At 62.4% G+C, this 18,787-nt stretch carries 11 protein-coding genes; all 11 read left to right on the top strand.

Annotated elements, in window-relative coordinates; genetic code table 11:
- The first annotated feature begins 60 nt into the window (after positions 1–60).
- The 11 genes from CFAEC_RS08830 to CFAEC_RS08780 all read left to right on the top strand — a co-directional run bounded on the left by CFAEC_RS08830 (position 61) and on the right by CFAEC_RS08780 (position 18,779).
- Complete coding sequence (locus tag CFAEC_RS08830; protein WP_290276082.1) at positions 61–348, top strand: acylphosphatase; 288 nt, start codon at positions 61–63, stop codon at positions 346–348.
- Between the two features lie 14 nt (positions 349–362).
- A complete protein-coding gene (gene smc / locus CFAEC_RS08825; RefSeq protein ID WP_290276080.1) occupies positions 363–3,890 on the top strand; it encodes a chromosome segregation protein SMC in 3,528 nt (1,175 codons plus the stop codon).
- A 183-nt stretch (positions 3,891–4,073) separates the two neighbouring features.
- Positions 4,074–7,454 carry a hypothetical protein gene (locus tag CFAEC_RS08820; protein WP_290276078.1) on the top strand — a complete coding sequence of 1,127 codons (3,381 nt, stop codon included), beginning with the start codon at positions 4,074–4,076 and terminating at the stop codon, positions 7,452–7,454.
- Positions 7,455–7,584: 130 nt separating this feature from the next.
- Positions 7,585–9,282: a signal recognition particle-docking protein FtsY gene (gene ftsY, locus CFAEC_RS08815; protein ID WP_290276076.1), complete on the top strand. Its 1,698-nt coding sequence runs from the start codon at positions 7,585–7,587 to the stop codon at positions 9,280–9,282.
- Between the two features lie 548 nt (positions 9,283–9,830).
- Positions 9,831–11,147, top strand: a complete 1,317-nt coding sequence (locus CFAEC_RS08810) for an ammonium transporter (protein ID WP_290276074.1) — start codon at positions 9,831–9,833, stop codon at positions 11,145–11,147.
- A 96-nt stretch (positions 11,148–11,243) separates the two neighbouring features.
- Positions 11,244–11,582 (top strand): P-II family nitrogen regulator GlnK, encoded by a 339-nt coding sequence (gene glnK, locus CFAEC_RS08805; protein WP_290276071.1) that lies wholly within the window; start codon positions 11,244–11,246, stop codon positions 11,580–11,582.
- A gap of 24 nt (positions 11,583–11,606) precedes the next feature.
- Positions 11,607–13,685, top strand: coding sequence for a [protein-PII] uridylyltransferase (locus tag CFAEC_RS08800; protein ID WP_290276069.1), 2,079 nt, complete (start codon positions 11,607–11,609; stop codon positions 13,683–13,685).
- Positions 13,686–13,783: 98 nt separating this feature from the next.
- Entirely contained in the window at positions 13,784–15,415 is a 1,632-nt protein-coding gene (ffh, locus tag CFAEC_RS08795) for a signal recognition particle protein (protein ID WP_290276067.1), read from the top strand.
- Positions 15,416–15,537: 122 nt separating this feature from the next.
- Positions 15,538–16,950, top strand: coding sequence for an MFS transporter (locus tag CFAEC_RS08790; protein WP_290276065.1), 1,413 nt, complete (start codon positions 15,538–15,540; stop codon positions 16,948–16,950).
- Between the two features lie 54 nt (positions 16,951–17,004).
- A complete protein-coding gene (locus CFAEC_RS08785; RefSeq protein ID WP_290276063.1) occupies positions 17,005–17,913 on the top strand; it encodes an ABC transporter ATP-binding protein in 909 nt (302 codons plus the stop codon).
- Complete coding sequence (locus tag CFAEC_RS08780; protein WP_290276061.1) at positions 17,910–18,779, top strand: ABC transporter permease; 870 nt, start codon at positions 17,910–17,912, stop codon at positions 18,777–18,779. The genes CFAEC_RS08785 and CFAEC_RS08780 overlap by 4 nt, the downstream gene beginning before the upstream one ends.
- Positions 18,780–18,787 lie beyond the last annotated feature (8 nt).

Here is an 18,787-nt window from a genome sequence, read left to right as displayed (position 1 = left end):
ACCCGTTGATACGCCATAGAATCGGGGGTATTTCAGAGAGCACACGTGAAAGGCTTCATCATGACTGACCAGACCCGTCTCACCGCTTTTGTCCACGGCCATGTCCAGGGCGTGGGTTTCCGGTGGTGGACCCGATCCCAGGCTTTGGCACTGGGATTGACCGGTTCTGCCACCAACCTTGATGATGGCCGCGTCTGTGTGGTTGCAGAGGGCCCCGAGGACCGGTGCCAGGAACTGCTCACCCGACTCAAGGAAAAACCCAGCCACCATAACCGGGTAGGAAAAGTTTCCACGGTGATCGATCAGTGGGGCGAGCCGCGTGGACTGGAGGGCTTTGTTGAACGCTAGACTTTGAAGCCGATATGTATCTGAAATCGTTGACGCTCAAAGGGTTTAAGTCCTTCGCATCTGCGACGACCCTGAAATTCGAACCAGGCATCTGCGCCGTGGTGGGTCCCAATGGCTCCGGCAAGTCCAATGTTGTTGATGCACTCGCCTGGGTCATGGGGGAGGGTTCAGCGAAAACCCTGCGTGGCGGCAAGATGGAGGATGTCATTTTCGCCGGCGCCGGTGACCGTAAACCACTGGGCCGTGCAGAAGTCACCCTCACCATCGACAACACCGATGGTGCACTGCCCATCGAATACACGGAAGTGTCCGTCACCCGTAGGATGTTCCGTGACGGTGCCAGCGAATATGAGATCAATGGTTCCAGGGCCCGGCTCATGGATATCCAGGAGTTGTTGTCGGATTCGGGTATCGGCCGGGAAATGCACATCATGGTGGGGCAGGGGAAACTCGCTGACATCCTGGAATCCCGCCCGGAGGAACGACGCGCCTATATCGAAGAAGCCGCAGGTGTACTCAAACACCGCCGCCGAAAGGAGAAGGCCCAGCGCAAACTCCAGGGGATGCAGGTCAACCTCGATCGTCTCATGGATCTGACCGAGGAGCTGCGCAGGCAACTTAAACCACTGGCCCGTCAGGCTGAGGCCGCGAGACGGGCGGCCACTGTCCAGGCGGATCTCCGGGATGCCCGTTTCCAGATCGCCGGTTTCGAGATCGTCCGGTTGTCAGAAAAGCTCGAGACCTCCACCGAGCGCGAGAAGATGATCCGTGAGCAGGTGGCAGCCGCTGAAGAGGCACTCGAGGATGCGTCAATCACCCAGGCTGAGTTGGAGACCGAACTGGCCGGGGTCACCCCACTGGCAGAGGCTGCACAACAACTGTGGTTTGACCTCTCCTCCCTTGCCGAGCGTGTCTCCGCCACCCTGCGTATCAGTGCGGACCGCGCGAGTTCTGGTGCCGTGGACACCGCCTATGCCGGCCAGGATCCGGAGGAGTTGCTGTACCGCGCAGAGCAGGCGGACCGTGACTTCGAGGATCTGCAGATGCAGGTGGACATGGCCAGGGACCGACTCGACTCCATCCGCGAGGAGGCGGAGTCACGCGCCGCCGAGGCGGAAGAGGCCGAACGTGAACACCTGGCGCAGGTCCGGGCCATCGCCGACCGACGCGAAGGGGTGGTCCGGTTATTGGCCGGTGAGGAATCCCTGCGTGCCAGGTTCCAGTCAGCAGAGGATGATGCACGGCGGTTGAGCGGGGATCGTGATGAATTTCTCGGACGCATCCTTGAAGTGGAACGCGAACAGCGTGCGGCCACCCAGCGTCAGAGGGAGATCATCTCTGAACGCGCACCCTTGGAAACCGCCCACAGGCAGGCACAGAAAGAGGCGCAGACGGCAGAGACCCGCCTGGAGGAACTCCGTGATCAACGCGGCAGCCTGGAGCGGGATGTCTCCCGTCTGGAATCGCGCATTGACACCCTCAACCAGAACCGCCCCCGCTCCAGGGCAGCGGACGTGGTGGACTTCCCACAGTTGGCGGGATTGATCCGTGCAGAGAAGGACGTGGACACGGCGTTGTCCGCAGCGCTGGAGGCCCATGCGGAGGCGCTCGTGGGCGAGGTGGGGGAGGGGGTCGTCGATAAGCTCCTTGAAGCGGGCGTGCCGCGCACCGTCATCGTTGAGGGCCAGGGCTCGGGAGGTGCCTGGCGCCTTGATGCGACCCTGCCCGCCGGAGTGACCTGGTTGCTTGACCACGTGGTGTTGGATGCGACGGTCTCCGCGCCGGTCAACCGGCTGCTCGCGGACGTTGTGCTTGTCGACGCCACCCCCACCGCACTCGAGGTGGTCGCAGGAGATCCACGCCTGAGGGCGGTCACCAGGGAGGGCGTACTCGTGGGCGCCGGGTGGGTGCAGCTCGGCACCGGAACCTCCACAGTGGAGATCACCGCGCAGATCGAGACCGCCCGGAAGGAACTGGCCGCCACCGCCCGCACACTCGACGATATCGCCGGAACCTTCGACGGTGCCCGACTGACCGCCGAGAACACCCGTGTTGAAGTCGCCGCACACACCGCGGCGCTGCGCGAACTCGACCTGGCCCTGGACAACGTGAACCGTGAACTCGGACGCCTGGAAAAACAGCGCCACGCCGTGGAGTCGGAACGCGCACGGCACCTGGAACGTCTCACCGCTGCGGAAAACCGCCGGGAGGAACTGCGGTCACAGCTCGCCGAGATCCGTGACCGGCTCTCCCGGGTCGAGGAAGATGCCGAGGTCGAGGAGCCATCAACCCAGGACCGCGACACGGCAACCGCTGCGCTCGCCCAGGTCCGCGCCATGGAGATGGAGGCACGTCTCGCCCTGCGCACCGCGGAGGAGCGCGCTGGGCAGGTCCGGGGCAGAGGTGACGGCCTGCGACGCCAGGCTGAGCATGAGCGGGAGGCGAAACTGCGTCATGACAAGGCTGTGGAGGCGCGGCGGCAACGCACGGAACTGGCTGCCACCGTGCACCGGGGGGCCCGCGATGTTGCGGAACGGGTCTCGGAGGCACTGGTGAAGGCTGCGACGGACCGTGATGCCCGCGCCCGGGAGAAAGCCTCACTGACCGCTCAGGCTGCCCGCGCCCGTGATGCCGTGAACGCCGCACGCCATCAGCTGGGGCGGCTCAGTGACAACGCCCATGCCATGGAACTGGCCCGGTCGCAGGCACAGATCCGCATGGAGGAGTCGGTGGCCAAGATCACCGAACAACTCGGTATCCCGGTGACGGATCTGCTCCGTGACTACACCCCGGATGAACATTTTGACGAGAAGCATCAGCGGGCCAGGCTGAAACAGGCGGAGAAGGACCTGGCCTCTCTGGGAAAGGTCAACCCGTTGGCGCTGGAGGAGTTCAAGGCCCTGGAGGAGCGCTATGATTTCCTGTCCACCCAGGTCAATGACGTGGAACAGGCCAGGACTGATCTCAACGGGGTGATCGACGACGTGGATGCCCAGATCCTGCAGCTGTTCACCGATGCCTGGCAGGATGTGGAACGCGAGTTCCCGAAGGTGTTCAACACTTTGTTCCCGGGTGGCGAGGGGCGTCTTCTACTCACCGACCCCACTGACATGCTCACCACGGGTATTGAGGTGGAGGCCCGCCCACCGGGCAAGAAGGTCAAGCGGTTGTCCCTGCTGTCCGGCGGTGAGAAATCACTGACCGCACTGGCCATGTTGGTGGCCATCTTCCGCGCCCGCCCCAGTCCGTTCTATGTGATGGATGAGGTGGAGGCCGCACTGGATGATGTGAACCTGCGTCGTCTGATTGCCCTGTTTGAGGAGCTGCGCCGGGACTCCCAGCTCATCGTGATCACCCACCAGAAGCCCACCATGGATGTGGCCAATGTGCTGTATGGCGTGACCATGCGTGGTGACGGCGTGACCCGTGTGATCTCCCAGCGCATGGAACGTGCCGGGGATATGCCGGTGCGTGGTCCCGTGATGGATGAAGAATCCCCCGCGGATGTGATGACGCTGGACACTCTCGGCCAGAGTGTCTGAACGGGCCTGCATCTGGTGACTGTGGGCTTGGTTACGTGACCTGGTGGGCCAAGGATCCGGGGCCTGCTCCCGGCGCGTTGACCCCGCCTGACGTGGGGTAAGGTGAAAGGGCATTTCAATGGCGCCTCTGCGCAGTCATTTCAGTTTCAATTCGGGACGCGGTTACGCGGGGAGAGTGTATTTATGCCTGGTGGCATTGCCGATTTCAATGATTCTTTGCTCGGATGGGCATCACAGACGGAGCTGGAACTGACCCAGCGTCTGAGGGGAGTGGACTACTTCGCCCAGGCGCAGCTCCGAAGCGATGAACTCGAGCGCATTGACCGTTTCTACGGCACCTTCCTGTCGCGTCAGCTGGCCGCCGGTGCCAATATGGCGGAACTTCTGGATATGACCCCGGGACTCACCGTGGCCACCCTGGTCTCACGTGCCGCCCGCATTGTTGATCCACAGGATTTCTTCGACGAATACTTCGGCGGCCTGGGCCTGGAACCGGAGCATTCCGCAGTGCTGGAATCAGAGGTGGAAAAACTCCTGGTCAAGGTGGGACTCACCGTTCCAGCCGATGAGGCAGACCCCATCGCCGTACTTTCGCTGCACTGTGGTGTCACCGGCAGGGAGGTGGCGCCGGTGCTCACCGAGGTGGAAACCGGCACCGAGGACTTCCCCTTCATGTTCGATACCCTCAGGCGGCTGGCCCCGGAGTGGGCTGAGGAGCTGCTCGGCGGTGTCCGTGCCCTGTGTGACTTCGCTGAAACCCATCCGACCTCCTGGTCTGATCGTGAGCGTGAGATCGCCCTCCCTGCCATGGTTGATGAGCTCTTCGTGGCGGAACTGCGTGAACGTCCGGTGGGTACCGCGGATCGTGAGAACTCGGTGGGTGTGGCCCTGCGTGAGCTGCGTCCCCGTCTGATCCTGGATGCAGAACGCCGCAAGGTGTGCCTGCGTCTCCCCGAACAGCGGGTCACCGATGGTGAGGTCTCCTGGCGGGTCAGCCTGGAGGGCACCACCCGGATCTACAGCACGGGACGTGCCTGGGGTGATACCTCCGGATATTCGGAGGCCCTCGATGTGACCGTGGAACGTCAGATCCGTGAAACCACCGTCACGGACACCACCAACCAGATCACCTGGGTGGTTCCGGTGGTGGACTTCACTGATCCGGTTCTGGTGTTCTCTGCGCGGGGTGAAAACCTCACTGACAAGGTCTCTCTGCACCACCAGGAGATCTATGTTCTGGCTCCGTCTGAATCCACCCTGGAAGATATTGTCACCGGGGAGAAGGTGCCTGTGCTCGACTCGTTTGAGGTCGAGGGTTGGTCCTCGTGGACCTGTTCCCGTGTGGACGCCCGCGGGTTGGCCTCCCTGAAGGTGAACAAGGAGGTGCGGTGCATTGATCCCCGCAGGCGGGTGGCCTTCCACCATCCGCAGCAGGCGTTGATCCCGCATGTGCGTTCCACCACGGGCCTGGCTGTGCATGCTGAATCCCTGATCGCGGAGTTCCCACCCACCCTGAGTGGCCGTGATGAGACCTGGATGCTCGCCATTTCCGCCTTCGCCGGTGTGGGCAGCGCCGGTGATGAGATCGCGGATCCGGAACCCCTGGAGGTTCCCGCCGAGGGTGGCGTGTTCTACATCTTTGATCCGGAGGCCTATGACGCACCCTGGGTCGGTGAATACCTGATCCGTCTGCGGGGGCCCCGCAATGAATCCTTCCGCCACGAATACGCCATCGTGGAGGGCATGACCACCGAATTGGAGATGGTCGGCGCGGACAGCTCCTTCCGTATCCCCACCACCGCTGGCCTGTCCGAGGCCACGCTACGTGTGCGTTCCGGTGAGAAACATTTCACGGCTGAGCCACGCGTGGTCGGGGTCGGAGCCACCGAACCTAATGCCAACTTCGTGGTGACCACCGATGAGGGTGACCAGATGCCCCTCCGGTTCGTGCCACCGCAGATCGCCATCGAACTACCCCTGACCACTGAACCACCGATGTGGCGTGTCACACGCACCGTGTGCCGCCCCCGCGACCTGGACGGTGGTGGTGAGCTGCGTATCCGCACCGGTGTCAATGTTGGTGATCCCCGGATCAGTGTGCGTAACCACCACGGTTCCCCGCTGCGCACCATCAAGATGACCACTCCGGACAATGGCCGCACCTGGGTCGCGCCCATGAAGGAGGTGGCCGCCAGTACCCTCGTTGTGCCCCGGGGCTCCATCGAATTCGACTGGACGGAACTACGTGCTGACCGTCGTCTCAGCGTGACCATCGCGGTACTGGACAAGGTGGAGCATTCCACCGGTATCACCATCGAGGGTTCCGAACTCGTCTTCGATGAGTTGGCCGCCGGACGCAGGTTGGGAGCCTGGATCTGGCCGACCACCGCGCCGTGGATCCGTGCCGTTGAGGTACCGGTGACCAGTGACCGTGTCGAGCTGCCCGAATCGCTGGTGGGTGCCGGTCCGTTGTTGGTGCAGCTGCATGTCGCGGATCGTTTCACCACCCTGCTCACCCCGCTGTCACCCGGTATCACCGCCGTGACCGTGGAGCAGGAGGGTTTCTACGCCAACCAGCCTGAGGAGTTCGCGCAGCTGTCCGCGTTCTTCGGTGGAGTGGTGGAAGAACCACCAGTATCTGAGGCTGTGGTCCCGGCGCTGTGGGATGTGTCCCATATCTGGTCTGAGCAGGGCAACACCGAACACCTGCCGGTGGTGAACACTGCCCTGCGTGCGCATCCGGCGGCGGCCCTGAAGGGCCTGTCCGCATCCCTGGTTCCGGCGCATGCCCTGCCCGGTAAGGTGATTTCCTCCGGTCTGGCGGCCTCGCCGTTCACCACGGACACCCCGGCCACCGAAATTCACCGGACCGCGTGGATCGGCACCCTTCAGTTGCTTGGTGCGCTGCCCGGGGCATTCCGGGAAGCGGAGGAGGTGGGCAACCGAACCCCGCTGTTGCCGATCCTGTCGCAGTTGGAGGAGGTGGCGGGCAGGAATATCCTCTCCACCCTGGCCACCGGCCGTGACTCCACGCTGGACACCGCCTGCGTGGACCAGTCCACCGTGGCGATCGCCAGCATGAATGAGACCCAGCAGGCCGCTCTGCTGGAGATGTTCTTCAGCAATGCCGATATCGTTCCGGGTCCCCTCATGGCGGATAACACCCGGTTGATGGCTGTGTTCGAAACCTTCAAGAAGCGGGAACAGCTCAACGAGGTCCTGCAGGCCGAGGGCCTGATGAAGACCGCTGTTGACCTGCTCCGTGCCATGCGGGGTACACAGCGTCAACTGTATTCCTCGGCCCGTATCCGTTTTGACAAGCTCGACGGTGTGGACACTGAGAAGCCGGAGAACATGTGGGCGCTCACCCCGGTGGTGTCCCTGGTATTCGCCCTGTCATCCCGTCTGCATGCCCACGAGCTCATCGGCAAGACCCGGACGCTTGACCGCGCTGCCGCTGGATGGGGCAGGATCGCGGATCTGGTTCCGGATCTGGTCACCGGTGACCTGATTTCTGCAGAGGCCATGGTGCTCGGTGTGACCAACCCGGGCCTGGTGGACTAGATAAATCCCCCAGCCAGCTTCAATCTCCCCGCATGCGGTCGCACACTGCATGCGGGGTTTTTGGCATCTTCGGCAGGAAAAGCGTGGGCTGTCGATGTGCGCCGAGGGGAAACCTGCCACTATAGAGGGCATGGATACAACCTTTTGGATTGTTGGACTAGTAGCCCTCCTCATTCTGGTGATCATCATTGTGCTGATTGTCGGAAAGAAACGAGGCGAATCAAAGACGGTTAGTTTTGAAAAACCTGCTGAGGAGGAGAAGAAACAACTCACCCAGCAGGAGAAATCCGGTAACTATCAGGCGCAGGGCGGTTTCAACTTCGCTCCGGCCCAACCTGATGAGCAGAAGGAACCGGTGCTCCGTGATGATCAGAAGCTGACTGCACCCAGCCCGATCATCCCTGCGCCGATCCCCACCCCGGAACCAGCCCCGGAGAAGGAACCCCTGGTTGTCCCGGAGCCGCCTCAGCAGCCTGAGTCTGAGGCCACCGAGGAAACCACCCCGGTCAATCATCCCGTCGAGGCTAAGCCGGAGGAGAAGGAAACCGACGCTTTCCCCGTCCAGGAGGATGCCCTGACCCCGGAGCCTGAGGTGGTCGAGGAAGAGGTGGTCGTCGTGGATGAGCCAGACGATGTGGCCGTCGAGCCTGAGGCCGTGCCGGAGGAATTGTCCGTGGATGCAGCTGCGGCGCTTGCTGAGGCTCCGGAGGAGCCGGTTGAGGAACCTGTCGAAATCCTGGCGGGGCCGGAGGAGGAAACCCCGGCTGAGTCCAACGCCGTGCAGGACGAGGCTGTGGAGGCGGCCGAGGCTGCTCAGGTGACCGCGGAGTTCGCTGAGGCTGCCCGCGAACAGACCCCGGTTCCGGATGTGGCCCCTGAGCCGGCACCCGAGCCACTGGATGAGATCGCACCGGCTGCGGGGCGTATCGGCAAGCTGCGTGGACGTCTGGCACGCTCGCAGAATGTGTTCGGCAAGTCCGTGCTGGGAATCCTCACCGCCGGTGAACTGGATGAGGATGCCTGGGAGGACATCGAGGCGATGCTCATCAAGGCGGACCTGGGAACCACCATCACCATGCGTGTGGTCGATGAGCTGCGCGACAAGATCGCCGCGCACGGTGTGGGCAGCGAGGCTGAGGCGCGCGCGATGCTGCGCCAGACGCTTATCGACGCCTGCCGTCCCGACCTTGATCGTTCCATCCGGGCCATGCCGTATGAAGGCAAACCAGCGGTCGTGCTCGTAGTCGGCGTCAACGGCACGGGCAAGACCACCACCACCGGCAAGCTCGCCCGCGTCCTGGTGTCCATGGGGCATAAGGTGCTGCTGGGTGCAGCTGACACCTTCCGTGCAGCGGCTGCTGACCAGCTGGAGACCTGGGGTCGTCGCGTCGGTGCCACCACCGTCCGCGGCGCCGAGGGAGCCGATCCGGCCTCCGTTGCCTTCGATGCTGTGGCCAGAGGCGTGGAGCAGCAGGCTGATGTCGTGCTCGTTGACACCGCGGGCCGCCTGCACACCTCAACCGGCCTGATGGATCAGTTGGGCAAGGTCAAGCGTGTGGTGGAGAAGAAGGCACCGGTGGATGAGGTTCTGCTGGTCCTGGATGCCACCGTCGGCCAGAACGGTATGCAGCAGGCGCGGATCTTCCGTGATGTTGTGGACATCACCGGTGTGGTTCTGACCAAGCTGGATGGCACCGCCAAGGGCGGCATCGTGTTCCAGGTTCAGGAGGAACTGGGTGTTCCGGTCAAGCTCGTCGGCCTCGGTGAGGGTGCCGATGACCTCGCTCCCTTCGAGGTGGAGGGCTTCGTGGACGCCCTGCTGGGTTAAGAGGTTCCGCAGGCTTATAACCCGGTGGAGGGCTGGTTGAGGGGGGAAATATCTCCCGGATAACCAGTCATCCACCGGGTTCTTTCATGCGCGGGGAGGAGTGACTGCTCAAGGGGGCAGTGGGGTGAAGGTAGGGGAGACCGGGTGGGTGATCACCGATGTTGGGCTGTGGGCGACACTTTGGCCACAGCCCAACATCTGTTTCCTGGCACCACGGAAACCATCAGGTTCCGGCTGGTCTCACAGCGTTCAGGGCCGGGAAACTTAAAAGGGGATAACCCCGGATTACCCTCCTGTGCCTGAGTTCACATATGGGCATAAATACCTGTTGAGCAATCGAATTGGCACGCCCAGGGGCGTGGGCGCTGCAGAAATGGATTCTGTAGAGCTATCGAAACTCTTTCTATAGATCTATAGTTAAACCAGGATATGCGGCGCTGGCCAGCGCTAACCCCGTGGTTTCTCCCACCGCGAAAAACGGCGTGCTGTCACGTTCCGCATAACCGCCCATCGGACACTCGACCCAAGATTCAAGGAGGTCACCTGACATGACCGCTGAACAGATCGCTGCTACATCGGGAAATGCGTCGTGGATGCTCATATCCGCGTCACTGGTCCTGCTCATGACACCGGCGCTGGCATTGTTCTACGGGGGGATGTCCCGCCAGAAATCCGTCCTCAACATGATGATGATGTCCTTCGGCACACTGGGTGTGGTCTCAGTGGTGTACATCCTGTGGGGTTGGTCGATGTCGTACGGCACCCAGTCGCTGGCCGGGATCGTGGCCAATCCCTTCGAGATGCTCGGGCTGCGTGACTCGATCACCGATGCCCAGGGCAACTACCTGGAAGGAGCCTCCGGGTACGCGAATGTCATTGACATCGGCTTCCAGCTCACCTTCGCCGTGATCTCCACGGCATTGATCTCCGGTGCGCTCGCTGAACGCGTGAAGTTCTCCACCTGGCTGACCTTCACCGCTCTGTGGTCCACCTTCGTCTACTTCCCCCTGGCACACATGGTCTGGGGTGGGGGACTGCTCGCCCACAACGAGGTGGGTTTCGCGGCATGGCTTTTCGGGGTCACCGACGGTGAGGCCACCATCGCACCCATCGACTTCGCAGGCGGCACCGTGGTGCATATCTCCGCGGGTACGGCCGCACTCGTGCTTGCCCTGATCATCGGGAAGCGCAGAACCTTCCCGACTGTGGCGGCACGACCACACAACCTTCCCCTCGTCATGCTGGGCGCAGCGCTGCTGTGGTTCGGGTGGTTTGGTTTCAATGGTGGATCCGCCTTCGCCGCTGATGGGCTGGCGGGGCTGGCCTGGATCAACACCACCGCCGCCACAGCCGCCGCCATGCTGGGCTGGCTGGCCGTTGAACGACTCCGCGATGGACACGCCACGTCTCTGGGCGCAGCTTCCGGTGTGGTCGCCGGCCTGGTCACCATCACCCCGGCTGCGGGTGCCCTGACTCCCGTGACCTCCCTGATCCTCGGTGTGATCGGCGGTGGACTGGCCTGCCTGGGCGTGGGCCTGAAGTACCGCTTCGGCTTCGATGACTCACTGGATGTGGTGGGTGTCCACCTGGTGGCGGGCCTGTGGGGAACCATCGGGGTGGGCCTGTTGGCAACAGATACCGGCTGGTTCACCGGTGGTGGCACCGAGGGCTTTAAACTCTTTATCATCCAGATTGTCATCGCGCTGGTAGCCATGGTGTTCGCAGCCGTGGTCACCGGGATCATCGCCGTCATCCTCAAGGTGACGATGGGGTGGAGAATCGATGGGGACAAGGAGCAGCAGGGTATTGACACCACCGAACACAGAGAATCCGCCTATGACACCGCCGGACCGGAAATTCGTTAGATTCGAAGGACGGCACAGGTTAACAACCTGTAGGTAGCCGCCTGCGGGCGGCAGGCACCGTCGACAAGCATCATCAGAACTCCAGGAGCACAGGACATGAAACTGATCACCGCCATCATCAAGCCCTTCACGTTGACCGACGTCAAGGAGGCCCTCGAACAGGTGGGCGTGCAGGGTATGACCGTCACCGAAACCCAGGGTTTCGGCCAGCAGAAGGGGCACACCGAGGTATACCGCGGCGCTGAGTACGCCGTGGATTTCGTACCCAAGGTCAAAATTGAGGTCATCGTCGCTGATGATCAGCTCGCCGAGGTCACCGAAGTCATTGTCAACACCGCCCGCACCGGAAAGATGGGCGACGGCAAGGTCTGGGTCACCCACGTGGAGGAGCTCATCCGCGTGCGCACCGGCGAACGCGGCAACGACGCACTCTGATTCCACAAGGGACCCACCCATCGCATGAATGATCCCACCCAACTCCGGAGCGACACCGAGACCGCAACCCTGGCACTGCTCGGATCCCTCATACTGCCCGCCGGCACCGCGCTCGCGGCCACCGGGTCGCTCGCCCGCGGGGAGATGACACCCTATTCCGACATTGATCTGATCCTGCTGCATCCCGCCGGCGTCACGCCGCCGGGTGTGGAGGATCTCTGGTACTCGATCTGGGATGCCAAGAAGCGGTTGGATTATGCGGTGCGCACTCCGGCGGAGTGCGCGGAGATGATCTCCGCGGATTCCACAGCGGCGCTGGCCATGCTGGATCTCCGCTTCATTGCCGGGGGCCGGGAGCTTTTCGACGACACACGCACCCGCATCATCACCAAGTGGCGCCGTGAACTCCACCGTAATTTCAATGCGGTGGCCGACACCGCCATCGCCCGGTGGCGTCGGTCGGGTCCGGTGGTGGCCATGACCCGGCCGGATCTGAAACATGGCAGGGGAGGGCTGCGCGATTATGAACTGATCAACGCGTTGGCGCTGGGGAACCTCTGCGATCTGCCCAGGCTGGATGAGCAGCACCGGCTCCTGCTTGATGTGCGCACCCTGCTGCATGTGCATGCGCGACGCTCCCGGGATGTGCTGGACCCGGAGTTCGCCGTTGATGTCGCCCTGGATCTGGGCTACACCGACCGTTATCATCTGGGCCGGGAGATTGCCGATGCAGCCAGATCCATTGATGACGCCCTCAATGATGCCCTCGCCACCGCCCGTGGACTTCTTCCGCGCCGCACCGGGCTGGGATACCGCACCGCCCAGCGGCGCCCCTTAGACCTGGACGTGGTGGATATCTCCGGCACCATCGGGCTCTCCCGCAATGCAGACCTCACCGATCCTGCCCTCCCACTGCGTGTGGCCGCAGCCTCGGCCAAGACAGGTCTGCCCGTCGCCGAGGCCACGTGGAAAAGACTCACAGAGTGCCCCACGCTGCCCGATCCCTGGCCGGCCGCTGTTGCCGGTGACTTCTTCCGTGCGCTCTCCAGTCCGGAGAACTCACGGCGTGTGGTCAAACAGATGGACCGTCACGGACTCTGGGCACGTTTTGTTCCGGAGTGGGATAACATCCGTGGCCTCATGCCCCGGGAACCCAGCCATGTGTCCACCATCGATGAGCACAGCCTCAACACCGTGGCCAACTGTGCGTTGGAAACCGTCGCGGTTGCCCGTCCTGACCTGCTGCTTCTGGGAGCGCTTTACCACGACATCGGTAAGGGGACATCACGGCCGCATGAACAGGTCGGCGCGGAGATGGTGGCACGAACCGCCCGCCGGATGGGCCTGAACCTGCGTGACCGGGCGTGTGTGCAAACTCTTGTCGCGGAACACACCACCATCGCACGCATTGTCCAACGGATGGACCCGTACTCCGAGGAGGCGCTGGATATCCTCCTCGACGCAGTACGTTTTGACCTGGTCACCCTGAACCTGCTCGAGGTGCTCACCGAAGCAGACGCCCGGGCCACCGGCCCGGGGGTGTGGACACCGACGCTGCAGCGTGCGCTCGGTGCGGTGTGCTCCCGCGCCCGCAGACGGCTTGTCGACGTCCGACCCACCGCCCCCATGGTTGCTCCCCGTCAGGATATCGGACTGCGGATGAGGCACGGGGTGCCCACCGTCTTCTGGCACGGTACTGATCTCCGACACATCATGAGTGTCATCGCAGCCAAAGGTTGGATGATCGATAACAGCAGGATGATCGTCGACGGCCTGTGGCACTGTGAATTCGATGTTCGCGCGAACGGTCCTCAGGATTTCGATCCGCAGTCCTTCCTCCAGGCCTTGAAATCCGGGGTGTACTCGGAAGTGCCCGTCCCGGAACCGGGTATCACCGCCACCTTCTGGCATGGCGACACCGTGGAGGTGCGGACCAGACTCCGGACCGGGGCGATCTTCGCCCTGCTGGGTGCTTTACCTGAGGTGTCGTGGATCTCCACGTCCACACCGGGTGCCACCCTGGTGATCCAGGCAGCACTGCGCCCCGGGTTTGACCGGGTGACGGTCGAACGGGATATCAACCGGGTCCTGGCGGGTAGCTGAGCCGTGGAAACCACCAGCTGACGTGACCTGGGTGGGGATGACCGGCTACCATAGGGGGATTAGAAACCCCGCACTCTAGAACCACTGGGAGTTCATTCGTGTTTGAGTCACTGTCCGATCGGTTGAACAATGCCCTCAAGGGCCTTCGCGGCAAAGGCAAGCTCACCGAGGCAGACATCAATGCAACCGCACGTGAGATCCGGCTTGCCCTGCTTGAAGCCGACGTCTCGCTCACCGTCGTGCGATCCTTCATCAACCGCATCAAGGAACGCGCAGTTGGCGCCGAGGTCTCCCAGGCGCTGAATCCCGCCCAGCAGGTCATCAAGATCGTCAACGAGGAACTGGTCAGGATCCTCGGTGGTGAGACCCGCCGCCTGCAGCTGGCCAAGAACCCACCGACCGTGATCATGCTCGCCGGTCTACAGGGTGCAGGTAAGACCACACTTGCCGGAAAGCTCTCCAAGCACCTGGCTGCCCAGGGACACACCCCGATGCTGGTCGCCTGTGACCTGCAGCGACCAGGTGCGGTCCAGCAGCTTCAGATCGTGGGTGAGCGTGCAGGTGTCACCACCTTCGCACCGGACCCCGGCACCAGCATCGACTCCTTCGAGCACGAGATGGGCACCAGCCACGGCGACCCCGTCGCTGTCGCCCAGGCAGGCATTGAAGAAGCCAGGCGGACCCAGCATGACATCGTGATCGTGGATACCGCCGGCCGTCTCGGCATCGATGACACGCTGATGACACAGGCCCGGAACATCCGTGACGCCGTCAACCCGGATGAGGTCCTCTTCGTCATCGATTCGATGATCGGTCAGGACGCCGTGGACACCGCGGAGGCCTTCCGCGATGGTGTTGATTTCACCGGTGTGGTGCTCACCAAACTTGATGGCGATGCCCGCGGTGGTGCGGCGCTGTCCATCCGTGAAGTGACCGGCAAGCCGATCATGTTCGCCTCCACCGGTGAGAAGCTCGAGGACTTCGATGTCTTCCACCCTGAGCGCATGGCCAGCCGCATCCTCGGCATGGGCGATATGCTCTCGCTCATCGAGCAGGCCGAATCCGTCATGGATCAGGACAAGGCTGAAGCCGCAGCCAAAAAGCTGGGGTCCGGTGAACTGACCCTGGAGGACTTCCTCGAGCAGATGCTCATGATCCGCCGCATGGGTCCGATCGGCAATATCCTCAAGATGCTGCCCGGTGGCAAGCAGATGACCGATATGGCGGACATGGTGGATGAGAAGCACCTGGACCGCATCCAGGCCATCATCCGCGGCATGACCCCGGCGGAGCGCGATGATCCCAAGATCCTCAACGCCTCCCGTCGCAAGCGTATCGCCGGTGGTTCCGGTGTGACCGTCTCCGATGTGAATCAGCTGGTGGAGCGGTTCTTCGAAGCCAAGAAGATGATGGGCAAGATGGCTGGCCAGTTCGGCATGGGTCCAGCCGGACGCAGCGCCACCAAGAAGCAGGCGAAGGGCCGCAAGGGCAAGAACGGCAAACGCAAACCCGCGAAGAAGGGCCCAACCCAGCCAAGGATGCCGATGGGTGGCATGCCGGGAATGCCAGGTATGCCGGGCATGCCGGGCATGGGTGGGCCCGGAATGCCTGACCTCGCGGAGCTGCAGAAGCAGCTCGGTGGGGCGGGTGGCGGTATGCCGGGTATGCCGAAGCTGCCGAAGGGTATGGAGAACATCGATCTCAACAACCTGGACTTTGGCAAGAAATAGCCCGCACGCCGGGTGAACCCAAGCGGGGCACTGATGAGGACTTCCTCATCAGTGCCCCGCTTTCACCTGCCCGTGGGTCTATATTGAATAGGTCAATCAAGTATGGAGGGCTTCACGTGGCGGTGGCACGGACACTGGATGAACTGAGCGGCAGAGGCAGGACGATTCTGCTCTACACCTGCTGTCTGAGCGTCTTCATCGTCAGCATGGATGGCTATGCCGTCAGCGTGGCGCTGCCCGCCATCGGTGAGTCACTGGACGCCAGTGTCTCCCAGTTGCAGTGGGTACTCAGTGCGTATTCGTTATCCACCGCAGGTTTCCTCATGCTCGCCGGATCTGTTGCGGACCGGATCGGCCGCCGCAGGGTGTTCCAGTTCGGGTTGTCCATGTTCACCGTGGGTTCCCTCCTGAGTTCCCTGGCTCCTAATGCTGAGATCCTCATCGCAGCCCGTGTTCTGCAGGGCCTGGGTGGCTCCATGCTCAATCCGGTCGCCCTGTCGATCATCTCCAACACCTTCACCGAACCGGGAACCCGGGCACGGGCACTGGGCACCTGGAGCAGCGTGATCGGTGTATCGATGGCACTGGGACCACCCATAGGCGGGCTCCTCGTTGATCTGATCAGCTGGCGGGCCGTATTCTGGCTCAACATCCCGATCGCGATCACAGCGATTGTGCTCTCAGCCAGGTTCATCCCTGAATCCAAGGCCCGTACGCACAGGCGTCTCGACCCACCGGGACAGATCCTGATGATCCTCTTCCTTGTGGGGCTCAATATCGCTCTGATCCAGGGTGGTGCGCTCGGTTGGGATCATCTCCTGGTCCTTGGCGCCTTCGCGCTGGCAGGCATATCGATCGGCGCATTCATCTGGTGGGAGAACCACACCGACGAGCCTTTGTTGGCACCGGCGTTCTTCCGGTCCAGGTCCTTCAGCGTGGCTGTGATCTCTGCGGTGCTGGCCTTCATCTCCACCACGGGCACCCTGTTCAGCATCACATTGTTTCTGCAGGATCTCCGCGGGCTCACCCCGATGGAAGCCGGGCTCATGCTCCTACCGCTGGCCGTGATGGTGGCGATCTTCTCCCCGGTATCCGGTCGGCTGGTGGCAAGCTACGGTCCCGCCCCCTCGCTCATGATCGCCGGAGCAGTCATGTCTGTTGGAGGTTTTCTTCTCACCTTCTTAAGCGCCAGCACCCCACTGTGGTATCTGGGACTTGCTTTTGCGGTGTACGGGGTCGGTTTCGGAATTGTGAACACCCCGATCACCAACGCTGCCGTATCCGGACTCCCCAGGGACCAAGCCGGTACCGCAGCGGCCGTGACCTCCACCGCGAGGCAGGGTGGAAACTCCCTTGGCGCAGCAATCTTCGGTTCCATCCTCCTCGCGGGGATGGGGGATACTACGTCCACTGATCCTTCCCAGGCCTGGACCCCGTTGTGGTGGATCGTCACCGGCGTGGGGCTGGTCATACTGCTGTGTGGCTGGTTTGTAAGGAGTCGCCCCCGTGAGCAACAATCAGAGGTAGTACGTTAATCACAGGTGGAAGACACGAGGATGGCTTTCCCTGAAACCTCTTGAGAAGGTGGCATGACTACGATCCTGCGAGTTGAAAACCTGGTGAAGAAATACGGCGAGAATGTCGCCGTGGATTCTTTGAGTTTCGCTGTTCAAAAAGGATCGGTATTTGCGTTCCTGGGGGAAAACGGGGCAGGAAAGACCACCACCATCTCGTGCCTGACCGGCATCATCACCCCCACCTCCGGTCAGGTTGAGATCCTCGGTCAGGGGCCGTCTGCCCAGTCAATCGGCGTGGTATTCCAGCAGTCAGTGCTGGACCCGCTCCTCACCGCCCGCGAGAACCTGGAATCACGGGCGCGGTTATACCCGGGGGTTGATGGCATGAGGATTGATGAGGTGATTGACCGCATCGGTATCACCGGCTTCGCCGATCGCCGATACGGACTGCTCTCCGGTGGCGAGAAGCGCCGCACCGATATCGCCCGGGCACTGCTGCATAACCCGGTTATCCTCTTTCTTGATGAGCCGTCAGCCGGTCTGGATCCGCGATCCCGGCACCAGGTGTGGGAGACGATCAACTCCCTGCGCGATGATGCCGGCCTGACCGTGTTTTTGACCACACATTATATGGAGGAGACCGAATTGGCGGATGATGTCCTCATCATCGACGGTGGCCGGGAGGTTGCAGCTGGCACACCCATGCAGCTGCGTGCCCAGTATTCACCTACCCAGCTGGTACTCCGCACCGACCATCCACGATGGGTGGCCGCACAGCTGCCGGGCCGGGAGGTCACCATTGACGGTGACCGCGTCAGGGTGGTGGTGGACGACGGACTCGAGGCTGCCCGGATCGCGCTGGGCCTGGATCATATCCTCGATGTGGAGATCCGCCATGGATCCATGGATGATGTTTTCCTCTCAGTTACCGGCACACCCGGAACCCATGTATCCGGACCTGTCGCAGGAGTGGCATCATGATCTGGTCATTGACACGCCGCCACCTGATGTGTTTCTTCCGAGACCGTTGGGCGGTGTTGTTCTCCGTGTTGGGTGCACTCGTCCTGTTTGTCCTCTATGTCCTCTTCCTGGGCAAGATGCAGATCGATTCCCTCTCGGAAAGCCTGCCGCCTGAAGCCCGCGATGACGTTTCCACCTTCGTTCTCAACTGGGTGTTCTCCGGAATACTTGTCACCTCCGCGATCACCGTGCCTCAAGCAGGGCTCGGCGTGTTGGTGGAGGACCGCACCCAGGGCAGGGTGAAGGATTTCCTGGTGTCCCCGGTGAGCCGGATGCAACTCACCTTCTCCTATATCCTCGCGGCGATCATCATCACCATGGTGATCCTCACCGTCGAGGTGGTGGTCGGGGTCACCGCGCTGACCCTGCTGGGGCATGCCACGCTCACCCTCAGCGGTCTGGTGGAGCTGTACGGCGTCCTGATCCTGCTCACGGCGGCGTTCTCCGGGATCGCCGCGTTCCTGGTGACCCTGGTGACCTCGCAGGCGGCGATGTCCGGTCTGGCCAGTCTGGTGGGTACGCTGGCTGGCTTCCTGGCTGGTGCTTATATCCCACCGCTTGCGCTGCCGGACATGGTGATCAACTTCATGAACATCATGCCGTTCGCCCCGGCTGCCATGCTCGTTCGAGGACCTGTTGCAGAACCAGCCCTGGAAGGGGTGGGTTTCCCACCGGAGATGTTCGAGGAACTGCAATTCGGATACGGCACCCGCATCGACTTGTTTGGAACTGAGATCACACCGTTGATGACCGTTGCCATCATCGCGGCCTGGGGCCTGGTCTTCGGTGGCATCGCCATGTCCCGCATGCGCAGCGTCATCCGCTGATACACACA

Source organism: Corynebacterium faecale (assembly GCF_030408735.1).
GTDB lineage: Bacteria > Actinomycetota > Actinomycetes > Mycobacteriales > Mycobacteriaceae > Corynebacterium > Corynebacterium faecale.
The sequence above is the reverse complement of the archived record's forward strand: the minus strand, read 5'-3'. Positions and strand labels throughout refer to the sequence as shown.

What these genes read in the sequence shown, in the direction of transcription:
- CFAEC_RS08830 (WP_290276082.1), top strand. Translation starts at nt 61, where the DNA reads ATGACTGACCAGACCCGTCTCACCGCTTTTGTCCACGGCCATGTCCAG.
- smc (WP_290276080.1), top strand. Translation starts at nt 363, where the DNA reads ATGTATCTGAAATCGTTGACGCTCAAAGGGTTTAAGTCCTTCGCATCT.
- CFAEC_RS08820 (WP_290276078.1), top strand. Translation starts at nt 4,074, where the DNA reads ATGCCTGGTGGCATTGCCGATTTCAATGATTCTTTGCTCGGATGGGCA.
- ftsY (WP_290276076.1), top strand. Translation starts at nt 7,585, where the DNA reads ATGGATACAACCTTTTGGATTGTTGGACTAGTAGCCCTCCTCATTCTG.
- CFAEC_RS08810 (WP_290276074.1), top strand. Translation starts at nt 9,831, where the DNA reads ATGACCGCTGAACAGATCGCTGCTACATCGGGAAATGCGTCGTGGATG.
- glnK (WP_290276071.1), top strand. Translation starts at nt 11,244, where the DNA reads ATGAAACTGATCACCGCCATCATCAAGCCCTTCACGTTGACCGACGTC.
- CFAEC_RS08800 (WP_290276069.1), top strand. Translation starts at nt 11,607, where the DNA reads ATGAATGATCCCACCCAACTCCGGAGCGACACCGAGACCGCAACCCTG.
- CFAEC_RS08785 (WP_290276063.1), top strand. Translation starts at nt 17,005, where the DNA reads ATGACTACGATCCTGCGAGTTGAAAACCTGGTGAAGAAATACGGCGAG.
- CFAEC_RS08780 (WP_290276061.1), top strand. Translation starts at nt 17,910, where the DNA reads ATGATCTGGTCATTGACACGCCGCCACCTGATGTGTTTCTTCCGAGAC.